Genomic DNA, 22,296 nt, shown 5'->3' on the forward strand with positions numbered 1-22,296 from the left:
AGCCTCGCTAACCTTATTATTTTTATAACGTATATGTGCGGCATTGCGCAGCATCCCCCGTATAGGCTGATACCTATACGGGGTTGCATGTCAGGTTAAGTTATTACTGAACCTTGGTGGAGAATTGCACGGTGGCCTTGTTACCAGGTTCCAAGTCGCCGCCTTTCTTGGTTGCCGGAGCTGCTGATGCGCCAACATAGAAAGAAATCGCATTGCCGGTGACACCGCCACTGATGTCGATTTCACCCGTATCTACAACACTATCGCTTAGATTAGTAAATGGATCATTACCCAAGCTATATTTCATACTTTCCAACTTATAGTTGGAATAAGCAGGAACTGTATCGCGGATGACAACGTTTTTGGCCAATGCATCACCTTGGTTTTCTGCCTGAATCTGCCAGATGGCACATTCACCCGGTGCTACTTTATCCGTTAGGTTGGCTGCGAACGAACTATCAGCAGTGCCATCGCATAGTTGGTCATAGGCGACGGTTTTTTGCAGACGTACCTGACCCAGAACCACGGAACTGGCATCGTTGACAGTAGCATTGGGGCCTGTGCCTTTATTGGTAGCTGTGATTGTCAATACGTCCGTTGTGCCCGGCGCTGCATTGCTGGGTGCGTACACAGTCGGGGTCAGGTCAATCTTTTCACCCGGTTGTAAGGTGACATCTGGTTTACCATCAGCTGTGCCTGTTACTGGAATCCAGACGGTTTTCCCTTCTTTGTCTACACCAGCAATCTTGTCACCATCAACCAGTTCCGATAGGGTTTTAGTGGCATCAGGCGTGCCATTACCATCGGTATCAACTGAAACTTTGACAGTGTTGCCCCAGTTGTTAGCGCTCAATTTGTTAGTCGCGGTGAGTTCCAGTGTTTCAGCTGTATTACCGCTATTTTCCAGTGTGTTGCTGTAATCAACAGAGCCGCCTGGTTGGATTTGGTTGTTACCCGGTGGAGTCAAGGTTACTTGTGGCAAAGACGCTACATCAATCGCATCAAGCATGATGTCGTTTGCGCCGCTGAGGTCAGACTTGATGCGGATGAAGATCGGTTGATCACCATCAGTATCACCGTTAGCCAGCATACGTTCTGCTACGCCATCGCCATTATTGTCGGCAAAGTAGTCAGCCGGTGCGTAAGCAGGGTTATTCGGAATCGTGACAACCGCGACATATTTATTACCGGTTGACATGGCTGGCAACAAGCTTGTGCTGGTAATTGGGCTACCCGTTGGGTTACCACTGCTGTCCGCTTTATAGAACAATGCACTCCAACCAGTGGGCAGTGCCCCCATCGTTTTGGTGGTGTCATTCCATACACTACCTACGCTCAGTTGGAAAGAATCCGCCGAACCAGAACCGTTATCAATGTTGAGTGGAATATTAACGGTGCCACCGACAACGCCTTCCAATGCTAAACGACTACCTGCATCAGAAGCAGCATTATTGATGGTATAAGGGCTAGCACCCAGTGCATCTTCATTAGCGGATGAACCAGCTTTTGCTGAGTTATCATACAGATCCACGCCCGGTGCAGTCACAGAAAGCAGTTGCAATGTGGTGGTATTTGCTTTTGGCGTTGCAGCAGGGTCACCAGCAGACGTTGCTGTAACGGTTACAGAACCGCCTGTGGTTGCACCTGCTGGCAGTTGCGCTTTAACCATAATGGTGGTGGTTGCGCCCACTTCCAACATGCCCGTATCCAAGCTGCCCTTACCATTGGTATCAACCAACTGTACGGTGCCATCCGCATTCCAGAAAGTGAATACTGTGCCACTTGGGAAGGAGCTGGAGCTTGTGCCCAGTTCAAAGGTATCACGGCCGGTGCCTTGGTTGGTCACCTTGACATTAAACAACACGGTTGAACCAGACGGTGCGCTATTCACTAACTGCACATCATCCGCTGTGTTGTCATCTTTACCGTTATTGACGGCGTCATTAGTATTGTCACCCGTATCGGTAGAATTGACCCCAAAGAGTTGTGGGATGACGGTCTTGGTTGGGTTGGATGGAACAGTGACTGAACCACCTGTGCCGCCAGGGTTAGCTGTCAGGAATGCGGTATTGGTAATGATATCGCCTGCTGAACCCGCAATAGTGTTGTTATTGAACGCAGTTGGAACGTAGCTAGCCGTAAAGCTCATGCTGATGGTGGCACCTGAAACAAGGGATGCATCCTTGGCATAGATACCATTTACCGCAGTATCAACTGCGTTATTTTTATTCAAGTCGATGCCGATGGTGGTTTCATTTAGAGTAGTACTGTATACAGGCTCGATATCGCCATTAGCCGTGATTAAACCAGACTTTGTAATGGAGCTTGTAACAAAGGCCATATCTGTTGGGATAGCATCGTAGAGTTCGACATTGGTCGCTGTTGCATTACCCGTGTTGCTGACGGTCAAGGTGTAGGTGATTTTGTGCAGTGCAGGGTCTGATGTGTCTAAAACCGCTGATTTGGTATAGTTCAGCACCGCATCAGTGGAAACGGTAATCCAAGTATGGTTGGTACCCGGAACTGCATTTGCGTCACGGCCACCTGCGGTATCGGTAATATCTTTGACAGTGCCATTGATGGATGTTGCTGTCAGGATTGCACCCAGGGTGTCGTTCGCCTTAGCTGTGTTGGGAACGGCAACTGCCATGACCAATTCAACTTTTTGGCCTGCGGTCAATGTCAGCGTGGTTGCTTCTAGTTCGCCCGCATCCACTAAGCCGTTGCCATTGCTATCGATGTAAACCTTCAGGGCACTTGCTGCCTCTAGGTTATCGCCAGCTGCATTCGTTGCGGTAAACGTATAAGTATCTTCACCGTTACCGGTGTTGGTCAGGGTGTGTTGTGAATAAACGACCTGACCCGCAGCGGCGGTTTTGGTGGTATCTGAACCGATTTCGGCAGAATAGATCTGCTTGACGGTAATAATGGCTTCATTGGATTGTGCGCTGTAAGTGTTGCCGCTGGCATCTTCATAAGTCACGGTAGCCAAGTTTTTGATTTGTGTGCCTGCTGCGGTAGCAGCCATGACAGGGGATACATGCAAGAGTAATCCACTAGTCAATAAGGCCGTCGCACATGCACTGGCCAATTTATTGATGGGTAATTTTTTCATTATAATGACTCTCTATTTTTAATGAAGCCAAATATTATTTGGCTTATCTTAGTTATTGTTGGGGGTTATGGTTTTGTGACTTAATTGACCAGTGAGCGATAGGTAAATGTTTGTGTTTCACCTGCCTTCAACGGGTTATCCAAGAACCAGCGAACATGTGTGTATTCACTAGGAGGAATAATTTGGGTAACTTTTTTACCCTTTGCATCGGTAATGACGCGCTTGACGGGTTCAGATTCAAACGTTGCGCCGTTATCAATACTGACTTTGAAATTAGCTTTCACACCTGCCACAGCAGATTTTTCGATGTAATCTGTTGCAGAAGGAATCGGGCCAGTAACCGCAATACCTTTCAATGGCTTATCACTGACATTTTTGTAAGTCAGCGTGTATTGAACCGTCTGACCGGGTTCGACTTCTTTAGCCGGTTGAGACTTTTCTTTGCCATTGCTGTCAAGGCTAATCACAGCTGCTGTCATGGTACTTTTTAGTGGTGACTCCGCTGGTTTAGCATTAGCCATTGCTACGCCACCCAGAACAACTGAAGTTGCCAAAATGATTGATGATAATTTTTTATAGTTAAACATTTGCCCTAATCCTTTTTGTTTTTATTGACAGGTGTATTGTGATAACGAATTTCATCTACGGCAACAATAAGCCGATGAGCTGTCATGTCACTAGTCGTTTGTCTAATATGCAAAAAAAAGGATGCCTAAGCATCCTTTTAATGTTGTGTGTTTTTTGCTCGAAACTACTTGTCAGCAATCTCACGCAATCTCTTGGACTGGATGATATTGCCATTGAGTGCCGCATCCAGTGCGGAACGTCCAAAGGCTACGTCCATCAACTGGCTGTAGTACATGACCGGCATATCGAACTTGGTCTTGTAACGCGCGTTGATGTCATCCTGATAGATTTCCACGTTGGCTTGGCACAGTGGGCAAGGTGTCACGATCATGTTCGCGCCGCTGTCGTAAGCCGACTCGATAATGTCTTTGACCAGTGCCTGACCTTTTTCCGGCTCGGAGAACATCAGCGCACCGCTACAGCAAGCGACTTTTTTGTCGTACTTGGTAAGGGCTTCCGCGCCGAGGGTTTCGACCATCTTGTCGAGGTACATCGGGTTTTCAAACGATTCGCCGTCGATACCGAAGGGGCGGTTGGTTTGGCAGCCGACATAACCGGCGATTTTCAGACCTTCCAGCGGCTTCTTGACCTTAGAACCCAGCACGTCGTAGCCGATGTCTTCGATCAGCACTTCCACCATGTGGCGGACTTTCTTGTTGCCCTTGTATTCCAGCTTGACCGATTGCAGCGCAATATTGGTTTCAGCTTTCAGGGTAGGGTTGTGGTTTAAGCGTTCTTGCACTTCGCGGGTGTTGAGCCAGCAAGCCGCACAAGTGGCTACCACGTCCTGATCCGGGTGATGCTTTTCAGACAACGCCAGGTTACGGGCAGAAAGCGTCATGCGGGGCAATTCACCGCCGCCCGCGTAACCGATGGAAGCGCCGCAGCAGTTCCAGTCGGGAATCGGGTTAAGCTTGATGTCGAGCTCTTCGCACAGGGTTTCGACCGACTTTTCCAAGTTGGAGGAAGATGCCCCCTTCTGTGAAGAACAGCCGGGATAGTAAGAATATTCGTGTTTAGCCATTGTGTTACCTCATCCTCCTCATTTCGCGTCAGTATTTTCGCCGACCCGTGCCGCTTCTAGCTCTTCAGCCTTTTTCAGCATCGCGTGGAAACCGGAAAGATCTTTGACACCGTGACCACCGAGCATTTCCATGGGGGACATACGCTTGGCTTTCATCATGTTCAGGCCGAGCTTTTGTTTGCCCATGGAGACTTTCACGCCTTCAGCAAAACCGTCTTTGAAGTACAGACCCAAACCCAGTTTCAGCTCGTTGACACGGCCTTTCTTGGTCAGGTTGTCCCAGAACATCTGCCCGAATTGTTCAGTTGGCTGATGTTTCGGCTTCATACCCATACGTTTGGAATAGTGCGCGAGGCCGTGCATGATGTGCGTAATGGGTAAGCCGCGCGGGCAACGTGCCACACAGTTGTAGCAGGACGTACACATCCACATCGAGGTGGATGACAGTACTTCCTCACGCTTGTTGGCGCGGATCATCATGAACAGCTCTTGCGGCGGGTGATCCCAGTGCGGCCCCAGCGGGCACGAACCGGAGCAGACGCCACATTGCATACACATTTTGACCCAGCTACCTTCCTCGACGTTATCCGTCACTTCCTTGAGAAAGTTGCCTTTGTATTTTTCAACCATCGCTTGATTGACAGCAGTAGTCATTCCAGCATCCTCCTTAGAACTTGAACGGGCTGAGGCCGACACGGTTAATCACTTCAACCATCTCATCCAGCAGCTTCGGTGCGCGGTCAATGTCGGTAATCGCCACTTCATGTACCGCCACCCGTTCGGATTCGAGGTTCATGGTGGACAGGGTGTCGCCGATCTTCTCCATCCTAACATGCGCCATTTCCGAGCCCTTCACAAAATGGCACTGATAGTCTGCGCCTTTTTTGCAGCCCATCATGACCACGCCGTCGTAACCACTGCCTAACGCATCCTTGATCCAGATGGTGTTGGTGGAGCCGAGGCAGCGTACCGGGATGACGCGGATGAAGGCGCTGGATTCGTTGCGCTTCATGGCAGCCATGTCGAGTGCCGGGTAAGCATCGTTTTCGCAGGCCAGTACCAGAATACGTGGCTTTTCTTGGAACTCGTCCGGTACATCAACGGCCTTGAGCTGCGCCCCGACGGTTTCAATGGAGTAGTTCTTGAAGGAGATAACCTGTACCGGGCAAGCGCCCATGCACGTACCACAACGGCGGCAGCGGGCTTCGTTGTACTTGGGGTAGCCTTTTTCGTCTTCGTCGATCGCGCCAAACGGGCATTCCACGGTGCAGCGTTTGCACTGGGTACAGCCTTCCTTACGGAACGTCGGGAAGCTCAAGTCGCCAGAACGCGGGTGCGCAGCACGACCACTCGCGGAGTTTTCAATCGCTTGAATGGCTTTCATCACCGCGCCCATCGCGTCGGTTTGTGCTTGGCCTGCGTCCATCGGGCGACGTACCGGGCCTGCGGTATAAATGCCGGTGCGGCGCGTTTCATACGGGAAGCAGATGAAATGCGAGTCAGCGAAACCATTCACCAGATGCGGTACGTCTGGCCCTTGGCGGTAGTTGAGGTTGAGGATGGAAGTAACGGGAACCTTGATTTCGCCGCTTGCATCCTTGTCTTTCATGGTGTCGATGTCAGTGCCGGAATTGGGCAGCATACCCGTTGCCAAGACCACCAGATCAGCATCCATGTGCGCGTCTTCATCGAGGATCAAATCCTTGAAGTTGACTTGCAGGTCGTTGCCTTTGACATCAACTGTCGAGACTTTGCCTTTGCGGAAGGTAACGAATTTGTCTTGCGCACTGCGGTAGAAGTTTTCGCCGCCTGCACCCGGTGTGCGGATGTCATCAAACAGCACGGTGGTTTCGATTTCAGGGTTAGTGTCCTTGAAATACATCGCCTGTTTGATGCTGGTGGCGCAGCAATGACCAGAACAATAGGACAAATGCCCTTCTTTCTGGCTGCGTTGCCCGGCACACTGTACGAATACCACGTTTTCGACGATTTTGCCGTCCGCCCGTTTGATTGGGCCATCGCCTGCGGCTAATGCCAGCGCTTCCAGTTCAAGCTGGGTGACCACGTTCGGGGTTTTGCCGTAGCTGAATTCGGGCAGCTTGTTAGCGTCGTAAGGGGTGAAGCCGGTGGCTTGCACAATCGCGCCAAATTCGGCATGAGTGCCCGTGCCGACAGTGGAGGCAATGTCCACTTCAAAACGCCCTGGCGCACCAGCGGTTTTGGCAATGGTGGAATTCAGGTAAACGGTGATTTTGTCATCCGCTTCCACCGCTGCAATCAGTGCGGCAACGCCCGTGTCTTGCGGGTTCTGGTAAGGGGAGCGTTCGGGTTGACGCTGCTTGAGTTGCCCCATGACCCCGCCGAGATGGTCGGCTTTTTCGATGATGCTGGCGTAGTAACCGGCTTTGGAGGCTTCCAAAGCCGCCGTCATACCCGTCATACCACCGCCCACCACCATGATGTGGTTGTTTTTGCTTTGCTCGCCACTGGCGTCGGCCTGCTGCATCGCCTTGGCTTCAGCGCAACCCATGCGGATGTAGTCGGCAGCCATTTCCTGCGTGGTTTCGTCGTGTTCGCTGCCTTCCGGGCGAATCCAGATAACACCTTCACGCAAGTTAACGCGGGCAACCGGGGTTGCACCAAAATGGAAGCTTTCGGTTTTCGCCCGGCGCGAACAGGCCATGATGACTGCTTTGGTAACTTTTTCGTCGCCTTCCGCTGCCATGTCGGCTTTGATCATGTCCACGCCTGCCTGACTGCACAGGAAGTCGTGGGTTTTGCAGAAACCAATACGGCCTTCGCGTACCGCGACGGTTTCGAGGGATTTGGTGTCAAGACGGTCGCCGATACCGCAACCCGTACACAGATAACCACCAATTTTCATCTTATGCTCCTGCTACCTGATTGACGACTTGCACGGCACGCAACGCGGCGGCTGTGGCATGTTGCACAGCGCGGTTTACGTCCAGTGCATCGGAAGCAACGCCTGCGGCAAAAATGCCGCCGTTGCTGTCGTCCTGTTCGATGAAGCCTTCATCATTGACCATGATTTTGACCGGGAAACCTTTGAAGTCCACGCTGGGTTCCATGCCCGTCGCCAACACCACCAAGTCGTGCTGGTTGGCGTAACGCTTGTAGCCTTCGGTATCCACGCCGTGCAACACCGGGTTGCCAGAGGCTTTGTCTTCTTCGACCTTCGCCACTTTGGACTTGATGAAGCTGACATTCGGGTTGTCTTGCACCTTCTGGTAGAAATCGTCAAAACGGTCAATCGCCCGCATGTCGATGTAATAGATGGTGGACTTGCCGTCGTCGCCAAACTTTTCCTGCACGTAGTTGGTTTGCTTGAGGGAAGCCATGCAGCAAATGCGTGAGCAATGTGCCAGATGGTTTTTGTCACGCGAACCCGCGCACTGGATGAAGGCAACGTTTTTCGCTTCCTTGCCGTCAGAAGGGCGCAGCAATTTGCCGCCAGTGGGGCCGTGTGGGTCCATCAGGCGTTCAAATTCGACGTTGGTAATGACATTGGCGAAACGGTCGTAACCGTAAGGCTGAATCTTGTTGGCGTCGTAAGGTTTCCAGCCAGTCGCGAAAATCACCGCGCCTGCTTTCAGGTCGAGGGTTTCCACTTGCTGGTCAAGGTCGATCGCACCGTATTTGCAGGCAGCTTTGGCAGCGTCGGCTTCTGCCGTGCCAATGAGGCGCTGGTCAATGACGTAATGCTGCGGGAAAGCCATCGCATTAGGCAGGTACACGCCTTTGCGCTTGCCCATGTTGTAATTGAATTCGTCGTCGAATTCCGTGGTGGCAGCCTTGGCACATTCACCGCACGCGGTGCAGTGGTTGTTGACATAACGCGGGGTCAGGGTCACGGAAACCGTGTAGTCGCCGGTGTTGCCGCTGATATTAGCCACTTCGGCCTGTGTCAGCACCGTGAGGTTCTGGTTCATCTTGATACGGCGCTGGTTGATTTCCTGTCCGCAGGTCGGGTGACACATTTTAGGGAAGTATTTGTAAAGTTGGGAAACACGTCCACCCAAGTAGGGGCGTTTTTCCAGCAGGATGACCTGCTTACCCGTTTCGGTAGCTTCGAGTGCAGCGGTCATCCCGCTGATACCGCCACCGACGACGATAATGGTCTGGTTGGTTGCAACGACATCCGTCATTGAGGCTCCTCCGTCAAAGACAGTATTGTGGAATCCTGTGCGAAGCGCCCATTACTAGCCAAACATGTCCGAATCGGGTGGGCATCTTCCTTAAGTGGCTGGCAGGATACTATATTTTATGCGCCACATTCCAGCGTGTACCCTAATCGGGGTATGCGCTTTTATTGATTTGCAAATCAAAAATATTTATCAAAATACGCAAAGATGATAAATATCAATTATTCGTTATATTCTCACATTCTTATTTGGCGTCTTAGTGAAATTCTGCCAATTCTTTGATATGTGCAGTCACACTACGCCCTAACGGTGATAATTCATAACCACCCTCCAGACAGGAAACCAGCCGCCCACCCGCAAATTCCTTGGCAATCTGACAAAGCTCTTTGGTGATCCAAATGTAGTCGCGTTCGACTAGATTGAAGTTACCCATGTCATCTTCGAGGTGGGAATCAAACCCGGCAGAAATCATCACCAGTTCTGGTTTGAAGTCGCGCATGGCGGGCAGCCAATGGGTTTCAATGGCTTCACGCCACGCCGCACCGCCGGTTCCGGCTGGCAGAGGCAGGTTGAAAATATTGGGTACGTCGGTATCAGCCCCGCTGTGCGGGTAGAAGGGGTGCTGGAACGATGAGCAGAACATAACTTTATCGTTACCGCTGAAAATTTCTTCAGTGCCGTCGCCGTGGTGTACGTCGAAGTCAATGATGACGACGCGCTCTATCCCGTAGACTTCCATAGCATGAGCCGCGCCAACCGCCACATTGTTGAAGATGCAGAAGCCTGCTGCTTGGCTGCGTCCGGCGTGATGACCCGGTGGGCGAATGGCACAAAACGTGTGTTTGTGACTGCCCGCCATCACCAAATCCACCGCCATGATGGCAGCCCCGGCGGCGTGCAGCGCTGCATCCAGCGAATGCGGGTTCAACCCAGTATCACCATCTAGCATCGCGAAACCTTCGGTGGGTACGCTGGCGAACACGCGGTCCACGTATTCGGCATCATGCACCCGCACCAAGTGTTCACGTTCCGCACAATGGGAGTCATAATGGCGCGAAATCCAGTCCACACCCGACATGATCATACGGTTGTTAATGGCATCCAAACGCTCCGCGCATTCGGGATGGTACGGTGAGCCATTATCATGCAAATGGCAGTGAGAATGTGTAATTACGGCAACGGTCATGTTTTTTTCACGTAAATGAGCGTAGAATATGTTGCATTGCAACAAAAGATGGGTTTATCCACTTTTGTGCCCCTTCATCATAGAGGTTTTGGCCATGAGCCACCATTATTTAAATCAACTCTTTACTCCCAGTAGTGTCGCCGTGTTTGGTGCTAGCGAACGTGAAAAAGCCGTGGGAACACTGGTTTTTCAGAATTTATTGGCGGCTGGCTTCAAGGGTGCGCTTTACCCAATCAACCCCAAACACGCTGAAGTCCAAGGTCAGATAGCTTATCCGAATCTGGTAGCGTTAAACAAGCCAGTCGATTTAGCCGTAGTCGCAACCCCGGCGGCAACGGTTCCAGGCATTATCCGTCAGTGTGGCGAACACGGGGTCAAAGGCGTGGTGGTGTTATCGGCCGGGTTTGCCGAGGCGGGTAATCGCGGGCAACGTCTGCAAAAAGAGATTACCAATATTGCCGGGCAGTACGGTATGCATATCATCGGCCCCAACTGTTTGGGGATTATGCGCCCATCGGTGGGGCTGAACGCGACGTTTAGCCGCAATCAAGCGCAGCCGGGCAATCTGGCGCTGGTGTCGCAATCGGGGGCGATGTGTACGGCAGTACTGGACTGGGCAGCAACGCAGGGCATTGGTTTTTCCACCGTGATCACGCTGGGTGATACGGCGGATGTGGATTTCGGCGATGCGTTGGACTTTCTGGCGCTTGACCCCAAAACCGACAGCATTTTGTTGTACGTGGAAGGTGTCCACGATGCACGCGGTTTCATGAGTGGCTTGCGCACCGCTTCACGCATGAAACCGGTAATTGTGCTGAAAGCTGGGCGTTACGAGGAAGGTTCTCGTGCCGTGATGTCCCACACCGGGGCGATTGTGGGGCGGGATGATGCCTTTGATGCAGCATTGGAACGTGCCGGGGTCGTGCGGGTGAATACTATCGCGCAATTGTTTTCGGCGGCACAAATCCTGTCATCCGGTATCCGGGTGCAACAGGATCGCTTGTTGATCATTGCCAATGGCGGTGGCCCTGGCGTGATGGCAACGGATAGAGCGGTGGAAATGGGCTTACGCTTAGCAGAGATTTCCCCGAATACCTTGGCGGAACTGAATAAGGTTTTGCCGTTTACGTGGTCACACGGCAACCCGGTGGATATCCTCGGTGATGCTGACCCGGAACGCTACATTGCTGCCTTGAAAATCTGTATGCAGGATGAGAATCTTGACGGTATCCTCGTCATGCTTACCCCGCAAGCGATGACTGACCCGGTGGCTGTGGCAGAAGCGGTGGTGGATATTTGTAAAACCACTAAAAATGCCAAAAATGCCAAGCAGTGTAAGCCTATTCTCACTTGTTGGATGGGTGAGCAGCAGGTGTTGGCTGGGCGCAAAATTTTGACGGCAGCCGGTGTGCCGCATTTCCGTACACCGGAAGCAGCAGTTGAAGCCTTTGCCTATCTAACCCAGTACCGCAGCAACCAAAAGTTGCTGATGCAGGTGCCGCCTTCCGTCAGGGAGCAAACCACCGAACCGGATGTGGATGGTGCTCGCCTGATCATTGAGAGCGTACTCGCAGAAGGGCGACGTTCGCTATCGACGACGGAATCCCGCGCTATCCTGTCGGCGTTCCGCATTCCTGCGGTGCCGACCATTCTGGTGCGCAGCCCGTCGGAAGCGCTGGTGGCCGCCGAATCGCTGGGTTATCCGGTGGTGCTGAAAATCAGTTCGCACGATATTTCGCACAAGTCTGACGTGGATGGGGTACGTTTGAATGTTGCCAGCGCTCATGCGGTGCGTAGCGTTTATCTGGAGTTGATCGAATCTGCCCGCCGCAGCCTGCCCGAGGCGCGTATCGACGGGGTGACGGTGGAAAGCATGTACCACAGCAAATCCTCCCGTGAACTGATGATCGGGGTAGTGCGCGACCCGGTATTCGGCCCAGTCATCAGCTTTGGTATGGGGGGTACGTCGGTAGAAATTCACCGTGACCGCGCCGTGGCTTTGCCACCGCTGAACGATTACATGATCAAGAAAACGGTGTGCCGTACCCGTGTGGCGCGCTTGCTGGGCAATTTCCGCAATATGCCCGCAATTAATTTCGAGGCATTGTGGAAAGTCATGCAGCGCGTGTCCGAGATGGTGTGCGAGTTGCCGGAAGTGGTGGAGATGGACATCAATCCGTTAATGGCGGATGCTGACGGTGTGATTGCGGTGGATGCGCGGTTTATCATCAACTACCCACCGACTTCAGCGCGGCGTTATGATCATATGGCGATTCACCCCTATCCCAACGATTTGGTGAAGCGCCTGCAATTACCCGATGGAACGGATATTGTCATTCGTCCGATCCGCCCGGAAGATGCCGAAATGGAGCAGGAATTCGTGCGCAACCTGTCGAAAGAATCGCGTTACATGCGCTTCATGCAAGCATTACGGGAACTCACGCCTGACATGCTGGTGCGTCTTACGCAAATTGATTATGACCGTGAAATGGCCTTTCTGGCGCTGACAAGGCAAGAGGGTAAGGAAGTCGAGATGGGTGTGGCGCGTTATGCCATTAACCCCGACAAAAGCAGTTGTGAATTCGCGCTAGTGATTGCCGATGAGTGGCAAAATCGTGGTCTCGGCGGTGTAATGATGCAGACCCTGATTGATACGGCGCGTGCTAAAGGCTTGCGTACCATTGAGGGCGAAGTATTGCCGCATAATAATGGAATGCTTAAGCTGATGCAGCGCTTAGGTTTTGCTCGTCATCAGGATGGGCTGGATGATGGTGTGGTGATGGTCACCAAACGCTTAGGAGATACCTGTTGTTAACAGAAAACACATCTTCCCCGGCAATGCCGGTTGTCATGACACTGGCGGGGCACGACCCTAGTGGTGGAGCGGGCATTCAGGCGGATATTGAGGCGATTGCCAGTCAGGGGTGTCACCCGGTGACGGTGATCACGTGCTTAACTGTGCAAGATACCTGCAATGTGCAACGCATTGAGCCGCTGGCGGATTACCTGATTGAGCAGCAGGCTGAAACGCTGTTGGCCGATATGCCGATAGCGGCGTTCAAAATCGGTTTGCTGGGCAGTGTGGATGTGGTGCAGGCGGTGCACCGCATTTTGTTGCAAGCACCGGATGTGCCGGTCATTCTCGATCCAGTGCTGGCCGCAGGGGGTGGTAAAGGCTTTACCAGCGATGAGTTGCTGGGTGCCATTCGCGAATACCTGTTGCCACTGGCAACGTTACTGACGCCGAATGTGCCGGAAGCGGCGCAATTGGCCGTGCGCGGTGAAACGCAGGACGAACACGCCTTTTCTTTGATGGATCAAGGCTGTGAGTATGTATTGCTGACCGGTACTCATGCGCCAACCGAGCGCGTGGAAAATGCCCTGTATGGTGATGGTAAGCGCTTACGCACTTGGCTGTGGGAGCGCTTGCCAGAAACTTATCACGGTTCGGGCTGCACATTGGCGTCGGCCTGTGCTGCAAATCTTGCCAAGGGTATGGAAGTCAGCAAGGCCGTTGCCGCTGCGCAAGCGTATACGTGGGGAAGTTTGCAAGCTGCACACAAGCTGGGACGTGGACAATGGTTGCCTAACCGTTTGTACTGGCGGCAGGCATGATGCAGGGGCTTTACGTCATCACGGATGGTTCGACAGGTGACGTGTTGTTGGATAAGGTCGAGCAGGCTTTACGCGGTGGCGCTGCACTGGTGCAATACCGTGATAAGAGCATGGATGCTACCCGGCGTGGGCAGGAAGCCGCAGCCTTACGCGATTTGTGCCACCACTACCATGCCCTGTTTATCGTCAATGACGATGTGGTCTTGGCGAAAACCGTGCAAGCCGATGGTGTACACGTCGGGCGTGACGATTCTGCCTTGCGAGCGGCACGTGACTATCTGGGGAAATCTACGCTTATAGGGGTGTCATGTTACAACCGCTTGGCGTTAGCGTTGGATGCTGCCGCACAGGGCGCTGATTACATTGCATTTGGTAGCTTTTTTCCATCACCAACTAAGCCGGATGCACCGCGTGCTACGCTGGAATTGTTGCAACAAGCCCGCCAGCAACTCGCACTGCCTATTTGCGCGATTGGTGGCATTACCTTGGATAATGCGCCCAGCCTGTTGGCAAACGGGGCAGATATGCTGGCAGTCATTACCGATGTATTTAATAGCTCGGATATTGTGCAGCAGGCAACCCGTTATCAAGCGTTGGCTCATACTGTCCCGTAGTATTGGCGTCATCGATGTAATAAGTGGTGGAGCCGTAAGCCTCTAGTGGCGCTTCTGCTGCCATGGGTGGTGCGCCCTTGAGGATGTTGACGGCTTCTTGCAGGGTGTTCTGCTTATCGGGCTGTTGGGTTTGTTGTAGTTGCTCTTCAATGTGCTGGCGTAGTACCGTATTTTGCTGAAGTCTTTTTATCAGCTCATCACCACCGACTGAAGCAGTCAATACTAGGGCGATTTGTTCCTCTTGTACTTGGCTGTTCACAATCCGTTGATAAAATGTGTTGGCTGCCTGTTCAGGATTTTTAAGTAACTCAATGGCATAAGTTTGATTGCCGTATTCGTACAAGCTGTAACGGTCTTGTAGTGTGAGGAGGGTTAGGCCACTCTCTAGGTAACTTATCATCAATTGCCGGAGTGGTTCTGGGAGCGCTTGATTAGAGACTGTCGGGGTATTGGGAGAGATGTACATAAAAACCGTATTACCCAATTGCGACTGTAAATTCTTACGTTGTTCTGCTGTCATTGGCGTGCTGCTGATATCTCGAAGCAAGCTCGCCATATCCATCGAGAGATCCGTCAGGTTGGCATTTTGCAGGCGGAAACTGAAATATTGATCAGGAGCAATACGCGTGCGTAGCATGTCGAGTTGTTGTGAAAAGCGTTCTGCCGAAACTAACCATTGCTGGTTTTGTGACATGATGTGGTAAATATCCAGATAGGCTTTCAGTATTTCCGGGTCGGCTTCTTGCTGGAATTGTGTTTCTATAAATTGCTGAATACGTTGTAGGCGTGGGTTAGCGGGGGATTCACCGGCTTTTTTGTCAGGTGTGCCGGAGTCGTAATAGGTTTCGGAGGTTAATAGAATATTGAAGATTAAGCTTGAGCGTGCTTCAGTGCTTTGTCCACCACTACTGAGCGTTATGAGCATGTCTTCAAACAGGGCGTCATCGATGGCATTATTGAACAGGTTGATGGCTAGTGAGCTAATACTGTCTTCTAGCCCCAGTGACAATGCTTCTTCCCATATAAAACGTTGGGTAATAGGTTTGGAAATATCACTAGCTTCCATTATTTTTTGATGAAGCTGTTGTGATAGTTCATCAATGCGTGGCTGGTATGTTTGTTCGATGGTCACATCTATGAGTTGATAGGGCGTAAGTGGATTAAATAGTTGTTTTTGCAGAATAGAAAGTTCCTGCATGATACTGCTAATCGCTGTCAATAATGGTTCAAGAACTGCTTGCTTGTTTGGCGGGGGCGGCGGTGATGAGGGTAACGTACTGTCTGTTTTCGGTGTCCAGTCATTGGGTAATGCGCTGAAAATATGACGAGTTTCTGGTAGTGATGGTGGTGATTCTGCTAGAAAGGGGACATCAGGTTTGCTTGGTTTACTGATAAAGTAAGCCATGAACAAGCTAATTGCCACAACCAATCCGAAACCCAGTTTGTAACTGTTCAAGCGCGTGCCTCTCGCGTAAGATATGAAGGTCTTTCTAGTCAACTCTGCCAAGGATGCCAGCCGTGACCCGTTCCGAAACCCTGTTTGAGCAAGCTAAACACTCCATTCCCGGTGGTGTGAATTCCCCGGTACGTGCCTTCCGTAGTGTCGGAGGAACTCCCCGTTTTATTGCTCGTGCCCAAGGCGCTTATATGTGGGACGCGGATGGTAATCGTCTGATTGATTATGTCGGTTCTTGGGGGCCAATGGTGGCTGGTCATGCGCACCCGGAAGTGGTTGCCGCAGTACAAGCCGCCGCTGTCGATGGTTTGAGTTACGGTGCTCCAACCGAACTTGAAATTACCATGGCTGAGAAAGTCTGTGCGCTGGTGCCTTCCATCGAGATGGTACGTATGACCAGTTCCGGTACAGAAGCGACGATGTCCGCTATTCGCTTGGCTCGGGGATTTACGGGGCGTAATTTCCTGATCAAGTTTGAGGGCGGGTATCACGGTCATGGTGACTCCTTACTGGTGAAGGCTGGATCCGGTGCATTGACATTCGGACAACCCAGTTCCCCGGGTGTCCCTGCTGAATTGGCGCAATACACGCTGACACTGGATTACAATGATAGCGCACAAGTAAAAAAAGTGTTTGCCGAGCGTGGGCATGAAATTGCTTGCATCATTGTCGAGCCAGTATCGGGCAATATGAATTGTATTCCACCTGTGCCCGGTTTCCTTGAAACCCTGCGCGAAGTGTGTGATGAATCCGGTGCGGTATTGATTTTCGATGAGGTCATGACTGGGTTTCGTGTCGCCTTAGGTGGTGCGCAACAGCTATACAACGTCAAGCCAGACATTACCACGTTAGGTAAAATCATCGGCGGGGGGATGCCTGTTGGTGCGTTTGGTGGTAGACGAGACATCATGGAGCATTTATCGCCACTGGGTGCGGTTTATCAGGCGGGTACTTTATCGGGCAATCCCATTGCGATGACTGCTGGCTTGAAGATGCTAGAGATCATTTCTCGTGAGAATTTTTACACAGAGTTAACCAGTAAAACTACCTATTTGCTCGAAGGTCTGCAACAAGCTGCGGATGCTGCTGGGGTTGCCTTTATGACCCAACAAGTAGGCGGTATGTTTGGCTTGTTTTTTACCACTGAAGCGCGTATCGATACGTATGCTCAGGTTACTGCGTGTAATACTGAGCGATTTAATCGTTTCTTTCACGGTATGCTGAATCGTGGTGTTTACCTTGCACCATCGGCTTATGAGGCAGGTTTTGTCTCTAATGCCCATAGTCAAGCCGATTTGGACGAAACCATCGCCATTGCCAAAGACGTATTTGCCAGCCTGTAAGCTGCAAGGAATGCCCTCGTGCTGTTAAGACTTTTTCTTTTGTTGGCGACCCTGTGGGTCGCTGCCCCGGCGTGTGCGGAAAATACGTCCTCCTCTATTTCTATTTATTCTGATGTTGAGCAATCGGTTTATCAGGTACAGGTTATTAACCTGCAAACGGGTAAGAAAAATGCGATTGGTTCTGCATTTGTGGTGATGGATCCGACGATTCTGGCGACTAATTACCATGTGGTCAGTACATACATCAATAACCCAAAGGGTGATTTTGCGCTGGATTACCTGTCAACGACCGGTGAAACGGGGCGCTTGGAATTGCTGGCGGTGGATGTTATTCACGATCTGGCGGTATTGAAAGCGACAACTGCACTGGGCAAGCCATTGCAGATTGCTAAAATTCCCCCCAAAGGTACGCGCCTGTATTCTTTGGGTAACCCCATGGATAAGGGATTTTCTATTGTGGAGGGGACAAATAACGGTGTCATGAAATCTAGCGATGATAATAACATCCTGTTTTCTGGCAGCCTAAACCCTGGCATGAGTGGCGGCCCTACATTGATTGACACTAAGGAAGTGGTGGGTGTCAATGTGGCGACGTCCGGTAATGGTTTAAGCTACTTGGTGCCCGCTGAGTATTTGGCGATTATTCTGGAGCGTTTGAAGCTAAATAATTTTAAGGCAGATGAAGATATTTTTCAGCGTCTTAGCGAACAACTGCTGAATAATGCTGATAAGTATGTGCAGCGTTTGCGGAATATGGCGTGGACCAGTGAGCGTATCGGTCATTTCATGGTTCCGATGGATATTCCGGGGGCGACGCGTTGCTGGGATAACAGCACTAAGCCTAGCCCAGATGATCTGATGCATTCTTATTTTACCCAGTGCAGTAATGAGAGCAGCATTTATTTGGATGATGATCTCGAAGTGGGAACACTGGCGTATGAGTATATTTGGTTGGATGGCAACAATATGATGCCTGCTCGCTTTTACCGCCAATACGAGGCGATGAATGCCAGCGTCTCCAATAGCGGAGCAGGTAAGCAGGATGTCAGTAACTTTGCGTGTTTTACGGATTTTACGGCGGTATCTGGGCAGGAATTCAAGTTGACCATTTGTCGCCGTGATTACTTTAACTACGCCGGTTTGAGTGATCTGTTGGTCACGGCTGCACTGGTGGGCAATAAGCGTGAGGGAATGTTGTTTAATTTGGATATGACAGGAACCACCTTTACTAGCGGAATGGCGTTGTTACAACGCATGTTGGAGGATTTCAAATGGCAAAAATGATGATTGAAATCCAGACGCGTGGCCTTAATCAGTATCAGCGTCTGGCGCACTTTCCGGTGACGATTGGGCGGGCACTGGATAACGATGTCATTCTTTCTGATCGGTCGGTGTCGCCGCACCATTTGCGGCTGGAACAAGATGAAGACGGGCAAGTGTTTGTCCATAACTTGGTTCTGGAAAATGGGACGCGCCTGAATGAGCATCCGCTAGGGGAGCAGCCCGTACAAGTACCGATTCCCAGTCAGTTGGTGTTAGGAGACCGTAAGCTGCGGCTAGTATCAATGGATACCCCCGTGGAAAACACGTATGTCAGCCACTGTCGCAGTTTGTTTGCACCTTTGTGTAAGCCGTTCTGGGCGATAATGCTTTTGTTTATGGCTATAGGCGGCTTGTTGGTCAATGACTATCTGGATGTTGGCTTACAGAAAGACCTACTATTTTACTTTAGCGGGTTGCTGCCCAGCTTGTTATGGATATTATTTTGGACCTTGGCGATTAGTGGTATTACCCGATTAATTACCCATCGGTGGGAGTTTACGCCAGCGTTAAGTGTGGTTGCTTTGTTTAGTCTGATGCCATTGGTGTTTCAGGAAGTGGGCGGTGCATTGAATTATTTTTTGACCTCAGACGCACCGACAATGTGGTTAGTGGGTGGGGTCAGTGATTTCTTGTTGTTGCCAGTGCTGGTTTACGCTTATCTGCATTGGGTATTGAATCAGAGGCATTTGCCAGCGCTGGGATTTGCGCTGGTACTGAGCGCGTTACCCTTGGGATTACGGGCGATCAACTTGCTGGATCAGGTGACGGCGGATAAGGAGTTTTCCAGTGATCCTTATTACAACCAGACGCTGAGTTCGCTGAATATTCATGCTCGCCCAGCGTTGCCGTTGGCGGATTACCTGAAGAAAGCAACAGAAGCGTTGCCTTCACAGGTGGAAGAGTAAGCACTCCTCCCGATCAGAGATCACCGTAGTGGTGCTGGAGCAAGGCCAGTGCGGTGATGCTAGCAGTTTCAGCCCGCAGGATACGCGGGCCGAGTGACACGGGTGTAACGCCTGCTTGCACACAGCTTGCTACTTCCGCATCGCTAAAGCCGCCTTCGGGGCCGATTAGTAAGGCAACGGGCGTCGGCAAGTCCAGCGGTAGGCTGTTGATGCGGGGGTAGTCACCCGGCGCGAGAATCAGGCGTGTGCCTTCAAAAGGCTGCTCCAGCCAGTCATCCAGTTCCAGCGGGGCATTCAGTTGCGGCATTCGGGTGCGCCCGGATTGTTCGCAAGCCGCTACCATAATGCCCTCCCAATGCTGCATTTTCTTGTCGACCTTTTCCTTGCCGATCCGCGCCACACTGCGTTGCGTGACCAGTGGCTGGAAGGTGGCAACACCGAGTTCTACCGCTTTTTGCAGGGCGAAATCCATTTTGTCAGGCTTGATGATGGCTTGCACCAGCGTGAGTTGCAGGGGGGATTCGGTATCAATCTCAGCAAAGGCTTCGATCAAGACAGAGGCGCTGCGTTTGCTGACGTTGTGGATCTGCGCGGCATATTCACCGCCTTCACCGTTGAACAGGATCAGGGGTTCGCCGACGTTCAGGCGCAAAACTTGCACGGCATGGCGGAAGGTGCTGTCAGGCAGGGGGAATGCCTGCCCGACAGTCAATGCATCCGTGATATAAAAACGTGGAATGCGCATTAGTCCGCTAACCCGATGTTTTTCCAGATGCTCATGGTCGGTTCAACCCGGTTCATGGTGTAGAAATGCAAGCCAGGAGCGCCGGTTTCCAGCAGGTTTTCCGCCAGCAAACTGATGAATTCCTCGCCGAATTTGGCAATTGCATCGGTGTCATCACCATAGGTTTCCAGTTGCTTACGCAACCAGCGCGGGATTTCTGCGCCGCACATATCCGAAAACCGTGCCAGTTGGGTGTAGTTGGTGATCGGCATAATGCCGGGCACGATGGGGATTTCCACGCCCTTTTTCACGCATTCATCCACGAAATGCCAATACGCATCGGCGTTGAAGAAGTATTGCGTAATGGCACTGTTTGCGCCCGCTTTCACCTTCCGCACAAAGTTGTCGATGTCGACTTTGAGGTTAGATGCTTGCGGGTGCATTTCCGGGTAGGCGGCGACTTCGATGTGGAAGTCATCGCCGGTTTCCTTGCGGATGAATGCCACCAGTTCGTTGGCGTAGCGGAATTCGCCGAGGTCGCGTGAGCCGGAAGGCAAATCACCGCGCAGGGCAATAATGTGCTTGATGCCGTTATTGCGGTAAGTGTCGAGAATCTCGCGGATTTGTTCGGCACTGGAGCCGACACACGACAAATGTGGTGCGGCCTCAATGCCTGAATCGCGCTGGATTTCCAGCACAGTATTCAGCGTATTGGCTTGCGTCGAGCCACCTGCACCGTAGGTGACGGAAAAGAAGCGTGGCTTCAATGTCGCCAATTGGGTGCGCACTGCCCGCAGATTTTCCGCGCCCTTGTCGGTTTTCGGCGGGAAAAACTCGAAGCTGAAAACCAGGTCATCGCCGTGGCTATGATCGTGTTGATGTTCGTCAGTCATGGTTATGTCTCACAAAGCAGTTACTGAACCGCTTTAATTGAAATTGAAAGCGTTGGTATAAGGTAGTGGCGTGCGTCGGCTGTGCTTCACGGATTTTTTCCAGCAAGGCGTCGTAGACAAACAGGTTTTGAAGGTCGACCTTCAAGCCTTGCAACACCAGCAATTCGGCGACAGGCAGGTAATCGCCACCGCGCCAGTATAAATAATAGGGCAGGGCATAAGGCATGACCTTGCCCAAACTCACTAAAGAATCCGTTGCCGCGACCCGTTCCAGCAAGCCTTGCGGCTGTGCTAAATCAATGTCGAACAGGGTTTGCAGTGCCGTTTCAATTTCTGTGATTACCGTCGCTTCAACCGGTAGCCCCATCTGGCAGGTGTAAGTGTGGTAGTTGAGCCAATGCCCCAACAACACCCGTGCATCTGCGACGGTTTGGCTGGTTTTGCGCTGATAGTAATCGCGAATACGCGGCGTTGCCCAGACGTGGTTTGCCAGCGTCACAGGGTGATCAGCCAGTACACACACTTGCGTCATCCCGAATGGCTCGATGTGACACCATGCAAAACCGGCTTGGCTTGCCAAATCCGCCAGCTTTTCCGGTGATAGCAGGAAATAATGCGCTCCCGGTGACAAAGCGGCGAGTAACTCACCCGGCGGCGTTTGCAGGTTTAATGCGCCAGCCCTCGGTGTGGTTAACAGCAGGATGCCATTGGGTGTCAGCGAGCGTTTGATTTCTTGCAAAAAAATCAAAGGATCAGCGACATGTTCCAGCACTTCCGTGGCATAAATGAAATCAAATAGTTTGCCCTGAAGACTGCTGGCTTCATGCAGGTACTGCGGCAGAATCGGCACTTCCAGCAGACGTGAACCCATTACACCATACGCGGAAGGTTCCAAGCCTATTACGGTGTCGGCATTCCACATTGTTCGGCAATAATCCAGCGTGACCCCGGCATTGCAGCCGATTTCCAGCACTGAACGGAATGGCGTAAACGGTAAGCGTTCCAACAGGCTCACTTTCCAGTCTAGCCCGCCAACGATTTCCAGATAATGGTAGATGTAGTAAGGGAAGTCAGGGTCTTGCAGAATAATCTGGGTATCAGGATACGGGACGAGAAAACGTTCCATAGCTGGAAACCATGCACTTTTGCAGCTACCGCACTCAGCAACATCCATAACGCCCAAATCGCTTGCCCAATGGGCAACTTTGAGAATCAAGTGGTTGTGCTGGGTATTGCCACAAAGCCGACAGGCATCCGTGGTGACAGGACGCGGGTTGTACCAAACGACCCGATCATTTTGCATGGTGA

The 22,296-nt window shown here is 51.6% G+C and carries 17 protein-coding genes; 6 read left to right on the forward strand and 11 right to left on the reverse strand.

Annotated elements, in window-relative coordinates; translation table 11 throughout:
- Positions 1-103 precede the first annotated feature (103 nt).
- From Q394_RS0104715 to Q394_RS0104745, 7 genes are all read right to left on the reverse strand, one after another.
- Positions 104-3,115, reverse strand: a complete 3,012-nt coding sequence (locus tag Q394_RS0104715) for a beta strand repeat-containing protein (RefSeq protein WP_028488254.1) — start codon at positions 3,113-3,115, stop codon at positions 104-106.
- 80 nt (positions 3,116-3,195) lie between these two features.
- The gene (locus tag Q394_RS0104720; protein WP_028488255.1) at positions 3,196-3,702 is read right to left on the reverse strand and encodes a DUF11 domain-containing protein; all 507 of its coding nucleotides are present in this window, start codon (positions 3,700-3,702) and stop codon (positions 3,196-3,198) included.
- Positions 3,703-3,866: 164 nt separating this feature from the next.
- Positions 3,867-4,766, reverse strand: a complete 900-nt coding sequence (locus tag Q394_RS0104725; RefSeq protein ID WP_028488256.1) for a CoB--CoM heterodisulfide reductase iron-sulfur subunit B family protein — start codon at positions 4,764-4,766, stop codon at positions 3,867-3,869.
- A gap of 18 nt (positions 4,767-4,784) precedes the next feature.
- Complete coding sequence (locus tag Q394_RS0104730) at positions 4,785-5,420, reverse strand: 4Fe-4S dicluster domain-containing protein (RefSeq protein WP_051542808.1); 636 nt, start codon at positions 5,418-5,420, stop codon at positions 4,785-4,787.
- 13 nt (positions 5,421-5,433) lie between these two features.
- On the reverse strand, positions 5,434-7,650 hold the full coding sequence (locus Q394_RS0104735) for a hydrogenase iron-sulfur subunit (protein WP_028488258.1): 2,217 nt from the start codon (positions 7,648-7,650) through the stop codon (positions 5,434-5,436).
- Position 7,651: 1 nt separating this feature from the next.
- Positions 7,652-8,932, reverse strand: a complete 1,281-nt coding sequence (locus Q394_RS0104740; protein WP_028488259.1) for a CoB--CoM heterodisulfide reductase iron-sulfur subunit A family protein — start codon at positions 8,930-8,932, stop codon at positions 7,652-7,654.
- 253 nt (positions 8,933-9,185) lie between these two features.
- Positions 9,186-10,115 carry a histone deacetylase family protein gene (locus tag Q394_RS0104745; protein ID WP_028488260.1) on the reverse strand — a complete coding sequence of 310 codons (930 nt, stop codon included), beginning with the start codon at positions 10,113-10,115 and terminating at the stop codon, positions 9,186-9,188.
- 94 nt (positions 10,116-10,209) lie between these two features.
- Between Q394_RS0104745 and Q394_RS0104750 the strand changes: the two genes are divergently transcribed.
- Genes Q394_RS0104750 through thiE form a run of 3 tightly spaced genes read left to right on the forward strand, consistent with a single transcriptional unit; the run spans position 10,210 to position 14,344 of the window.
- Positions 10,210-12,930, forward strand: a complete 2,721-nt coding sequence (locus tag Q394_RS0104750; RefSeq protein ID WP_028488261.1) for a bifunctional acetate--CoA ligase family protein/GNAT family N-acetyltransferase — start codon at positions 10,210-10,212, stop codon at positions 12,928-12,930.
- Positions 12,924-13,730 (forward strand): bifunctional hydroxymethylpyrimidine kinase/phosphomethylpyrimidine kinase, encoded by an 807-nt coding sequence (thiD, locus tag Q394_RS0104755; RefSeq protein WP_028488262.1) that lies wholly within the window; start codon positions 12,924-12,926, stop codon positions 13,728-13,730. Before Q394_RS0104750 ends, thiD begins: the two co-directional genes overlap by 7 nt.
- On the forward strand, positions 13,727-14,344 hold the full coding sequence (thiE, locus tag Q394_RS0104760; protein WP_245606733.1) for a thiamine phosphate synthase: 618 nt from the start codon (positions 13,727-13,729) through the stop codon (positions 14,342-14,344). The genes thiD and thiE overlap by 4 nt, the downstream gene beginning before the upstream one ends.
- Here thiE and Q394_RS0104765 read toward each other — a convergent pair.
- Positions 14,280-15,800, reverse strand: coding sequence for a hypothetical protein (locus tag Q394_RS0104765; RefSeq protein WP_028488264.1), 1,521 nt, complete (start codon positions 15,798-15,800; stop codon positions 14,280-14,282). The genes thiE and Q394_RS0104765 overlap by 65 nt on opposite strands.
- Before the next feature lie 62 nt (positions 15,801-15,862).
- Here Q394_RS0104765 and hemL point away from each other — a divergent pair, with 62 nt between their 5' ends.
- Genes hemL through Q394_RS0104780 form a run of 3 tightly spaced genes read left to right on the forward strand, consistent with a single transcriptional unit; the run spans position 15,863 to position 19,371 of the window.
- Positions 15,863-17,143, forward strand: a complete 1,281-nt coding sequence (gene hemL, locus Q394_RS0104770; protein WP_028488265.1) for a glutamate-1-semialdehyde 2,1-aminomutase — start codon at positions 15,863-15,865, stop codon at positions 17,141-17,143.
- 18 nt (positions 17,144-17,161) lie between these two features.
- The gene (locus Q394_RS0104775; protein WP_028488266.1) at positions 17,162-18,427 is read left to right on the forward strand and encodes a S1 family peptidase; all 1,266 of its coding nucleotides are present in this window, start codon (positions 17,162-17,164) and stop codon (positions 18,425-18,427) included.
- Positions 18,415-19,371, forward strand: coding sequence for an FHA domain-containing protein (locus tag Q394_RS0104780; RefSeq protein WP_028488267.1), 957 nt, complete (start codon positions 18,415-18,417; stop codon positions 19,369-19,371). The genes Q394_RS0104775 and Q394_RS0104780 overlap by 13 nt, the downstream gene beginning before the upstream one ends.
- Positions 19,372-19,384: 13 nt before the next feature.
- Here Q394_RS0104780 and Q394_RS0104785 read toward each other — a convergent pair whose 3' ends face one another.
- The 3 genes from Q394_RS0104785 to Q394_RS0104795 are packed head-to-tail and all read right to left on the reverse strand — an operon-like array spanning position 19,385 to position 22,291.
- Positions 19,385-20,116: a 16S rRNA (uracil(1498)-N(3))-methyltransferase gene (locus tag Q394_RS0104785; RefSeq protein WP_028488268.1), complete on the reverse strand. Its 732-nt coding sequence runs from the start codon at positions 20,114-20,116 to the stop codon at positions 19,385-19,387.
- On the reverse strand, positions 20,116-20,988 hold the full coding sequence (gene metF / locus Q394_RS0104790; RefSeq protein ID WP_051542811.1) for a methylenetetrahydrofolate reductase [NAD(P)H]: 873 nt from the start codon (positions 20,986-20,988) through the stop codon (positions 20,116-20,118). The genes Q394_RS0104785 and metF overlap by 1 nt, the downstream gene beginning before the upstream one ends.
- Complete coding sequence (locus tag Q394_RS0104795) at positions 20,981-22,291, reverse strand: class I SAM-dependent methyltransferase (protein WP_028488270.1); 1,311 nt, start codon at positions 22,289-22,291, stop codon at positions 20,981-20,983. The genes metF and Q394_RS0104795 overlap by 8 nt, the downstream gene beginning before the upstream one ends.
- Positions 22,292-22,296: the final 5 nt, after the last annotated feature.

It is taken from the genome of Thiothrix lacustris DSM 21227 (assembly GCF_000621325.1).
Lineage (GTDB): Bacteria > Pseudomonadota > Gammaproteobacteria > Thiotrichales > Thiotrichaceae > Thiothrix > Thiothrix lacustris.

Bases quoted from the DNA above. Each gene is read 5' to 3' on its own strand.
- Q394_RS0104715 (WP_028488254.1), bottom strand. From the start codon at position 3,115: ATGAAAAAATTACCCATCAATAAATTGGCCAGTGCATGTGCGACGGCC.
- Q394_RS0104780 (WP_028488267.1), top strand. From the start codon at position 18,415: ATGGCAAAAATGATGATTGAAATCCAGACGCGTGGCCTTAATCAGTAT.
- Q394_RS0104730 (WP_051542808.1), bottom strand. From the start codon at position 5,420: ATGACTACTGCTGTCAATCAAGCGATGGTTGAAAAATACAAAGGCAAC.
- Q394_RS0104750 (WP_028488261.1), top strand. From the start codon at position 10,210: ATGAGCCACCATTATTTAAATCAACTCTTTACTCCCAGTAGTGTCGCC.
- Q394_RS0104740 (WP_028488259.1), bottom strand. From the start codon at position 8,932: ATGACGGATGTCGTTGCAACCAACCAGACCATTATCGTCGTCGGTGGC.
- Q394_RS0104795 (WP_028488270.1), bottom strand. From the start codon at position 22,291: ATGCAAAATGATCGGGTCGTTTGGTACAACCCGCGTCCTGTCACCACG.
- Q394_RS0104785 (WP_028488268.1), bottom strand. From the start codon at position 20,116: ATGCGCATTCCACGTTTTTATATCACGGATGCATTGACTGTCGGGCAG.
- Q394_RS0104725 (WP_028488256.1), bottom strand. From the start codon at position 4,766: ATGGCTAAACACGAATATTCTTACTATCCCGGCTGTTCTTCACAGAAG.
- thiE (WP_245606733.1), top strand. From the start codon at position 13,727: ATGATGCAGGGGCTTTACGTCATCACGGATGGTTCGACAGGTGACGTG.
- Q394_RS0104735 (WP_028488258.1), bottom strand. From the start codon at position 7,650: ATGAAAATTGGTGGTTATCTGTGTACGGGTTGCGGTATCGGCGACCGT.
- metF (WP_051542811.1), bottom strand. From the start codon at position 20,988: ATGACTGACGAACATCAACACGATCATAGCCACGGCGATGACCTGGTT.
- Q394_RS0104720 (WP_028488255.1), bottom strand. From the start codon at position 3,702: ATGTTTAACTATAAAAAATTATCATCAATCATTTTGGCAACTTCAGTT.
- Q394_RS0104745 (WP_028488260.1), bottom strand. From the start codon at position 10,115: ATGACCGTTGCCGTAATTACACATTCTCACTGCCATTTGCATGATAAT.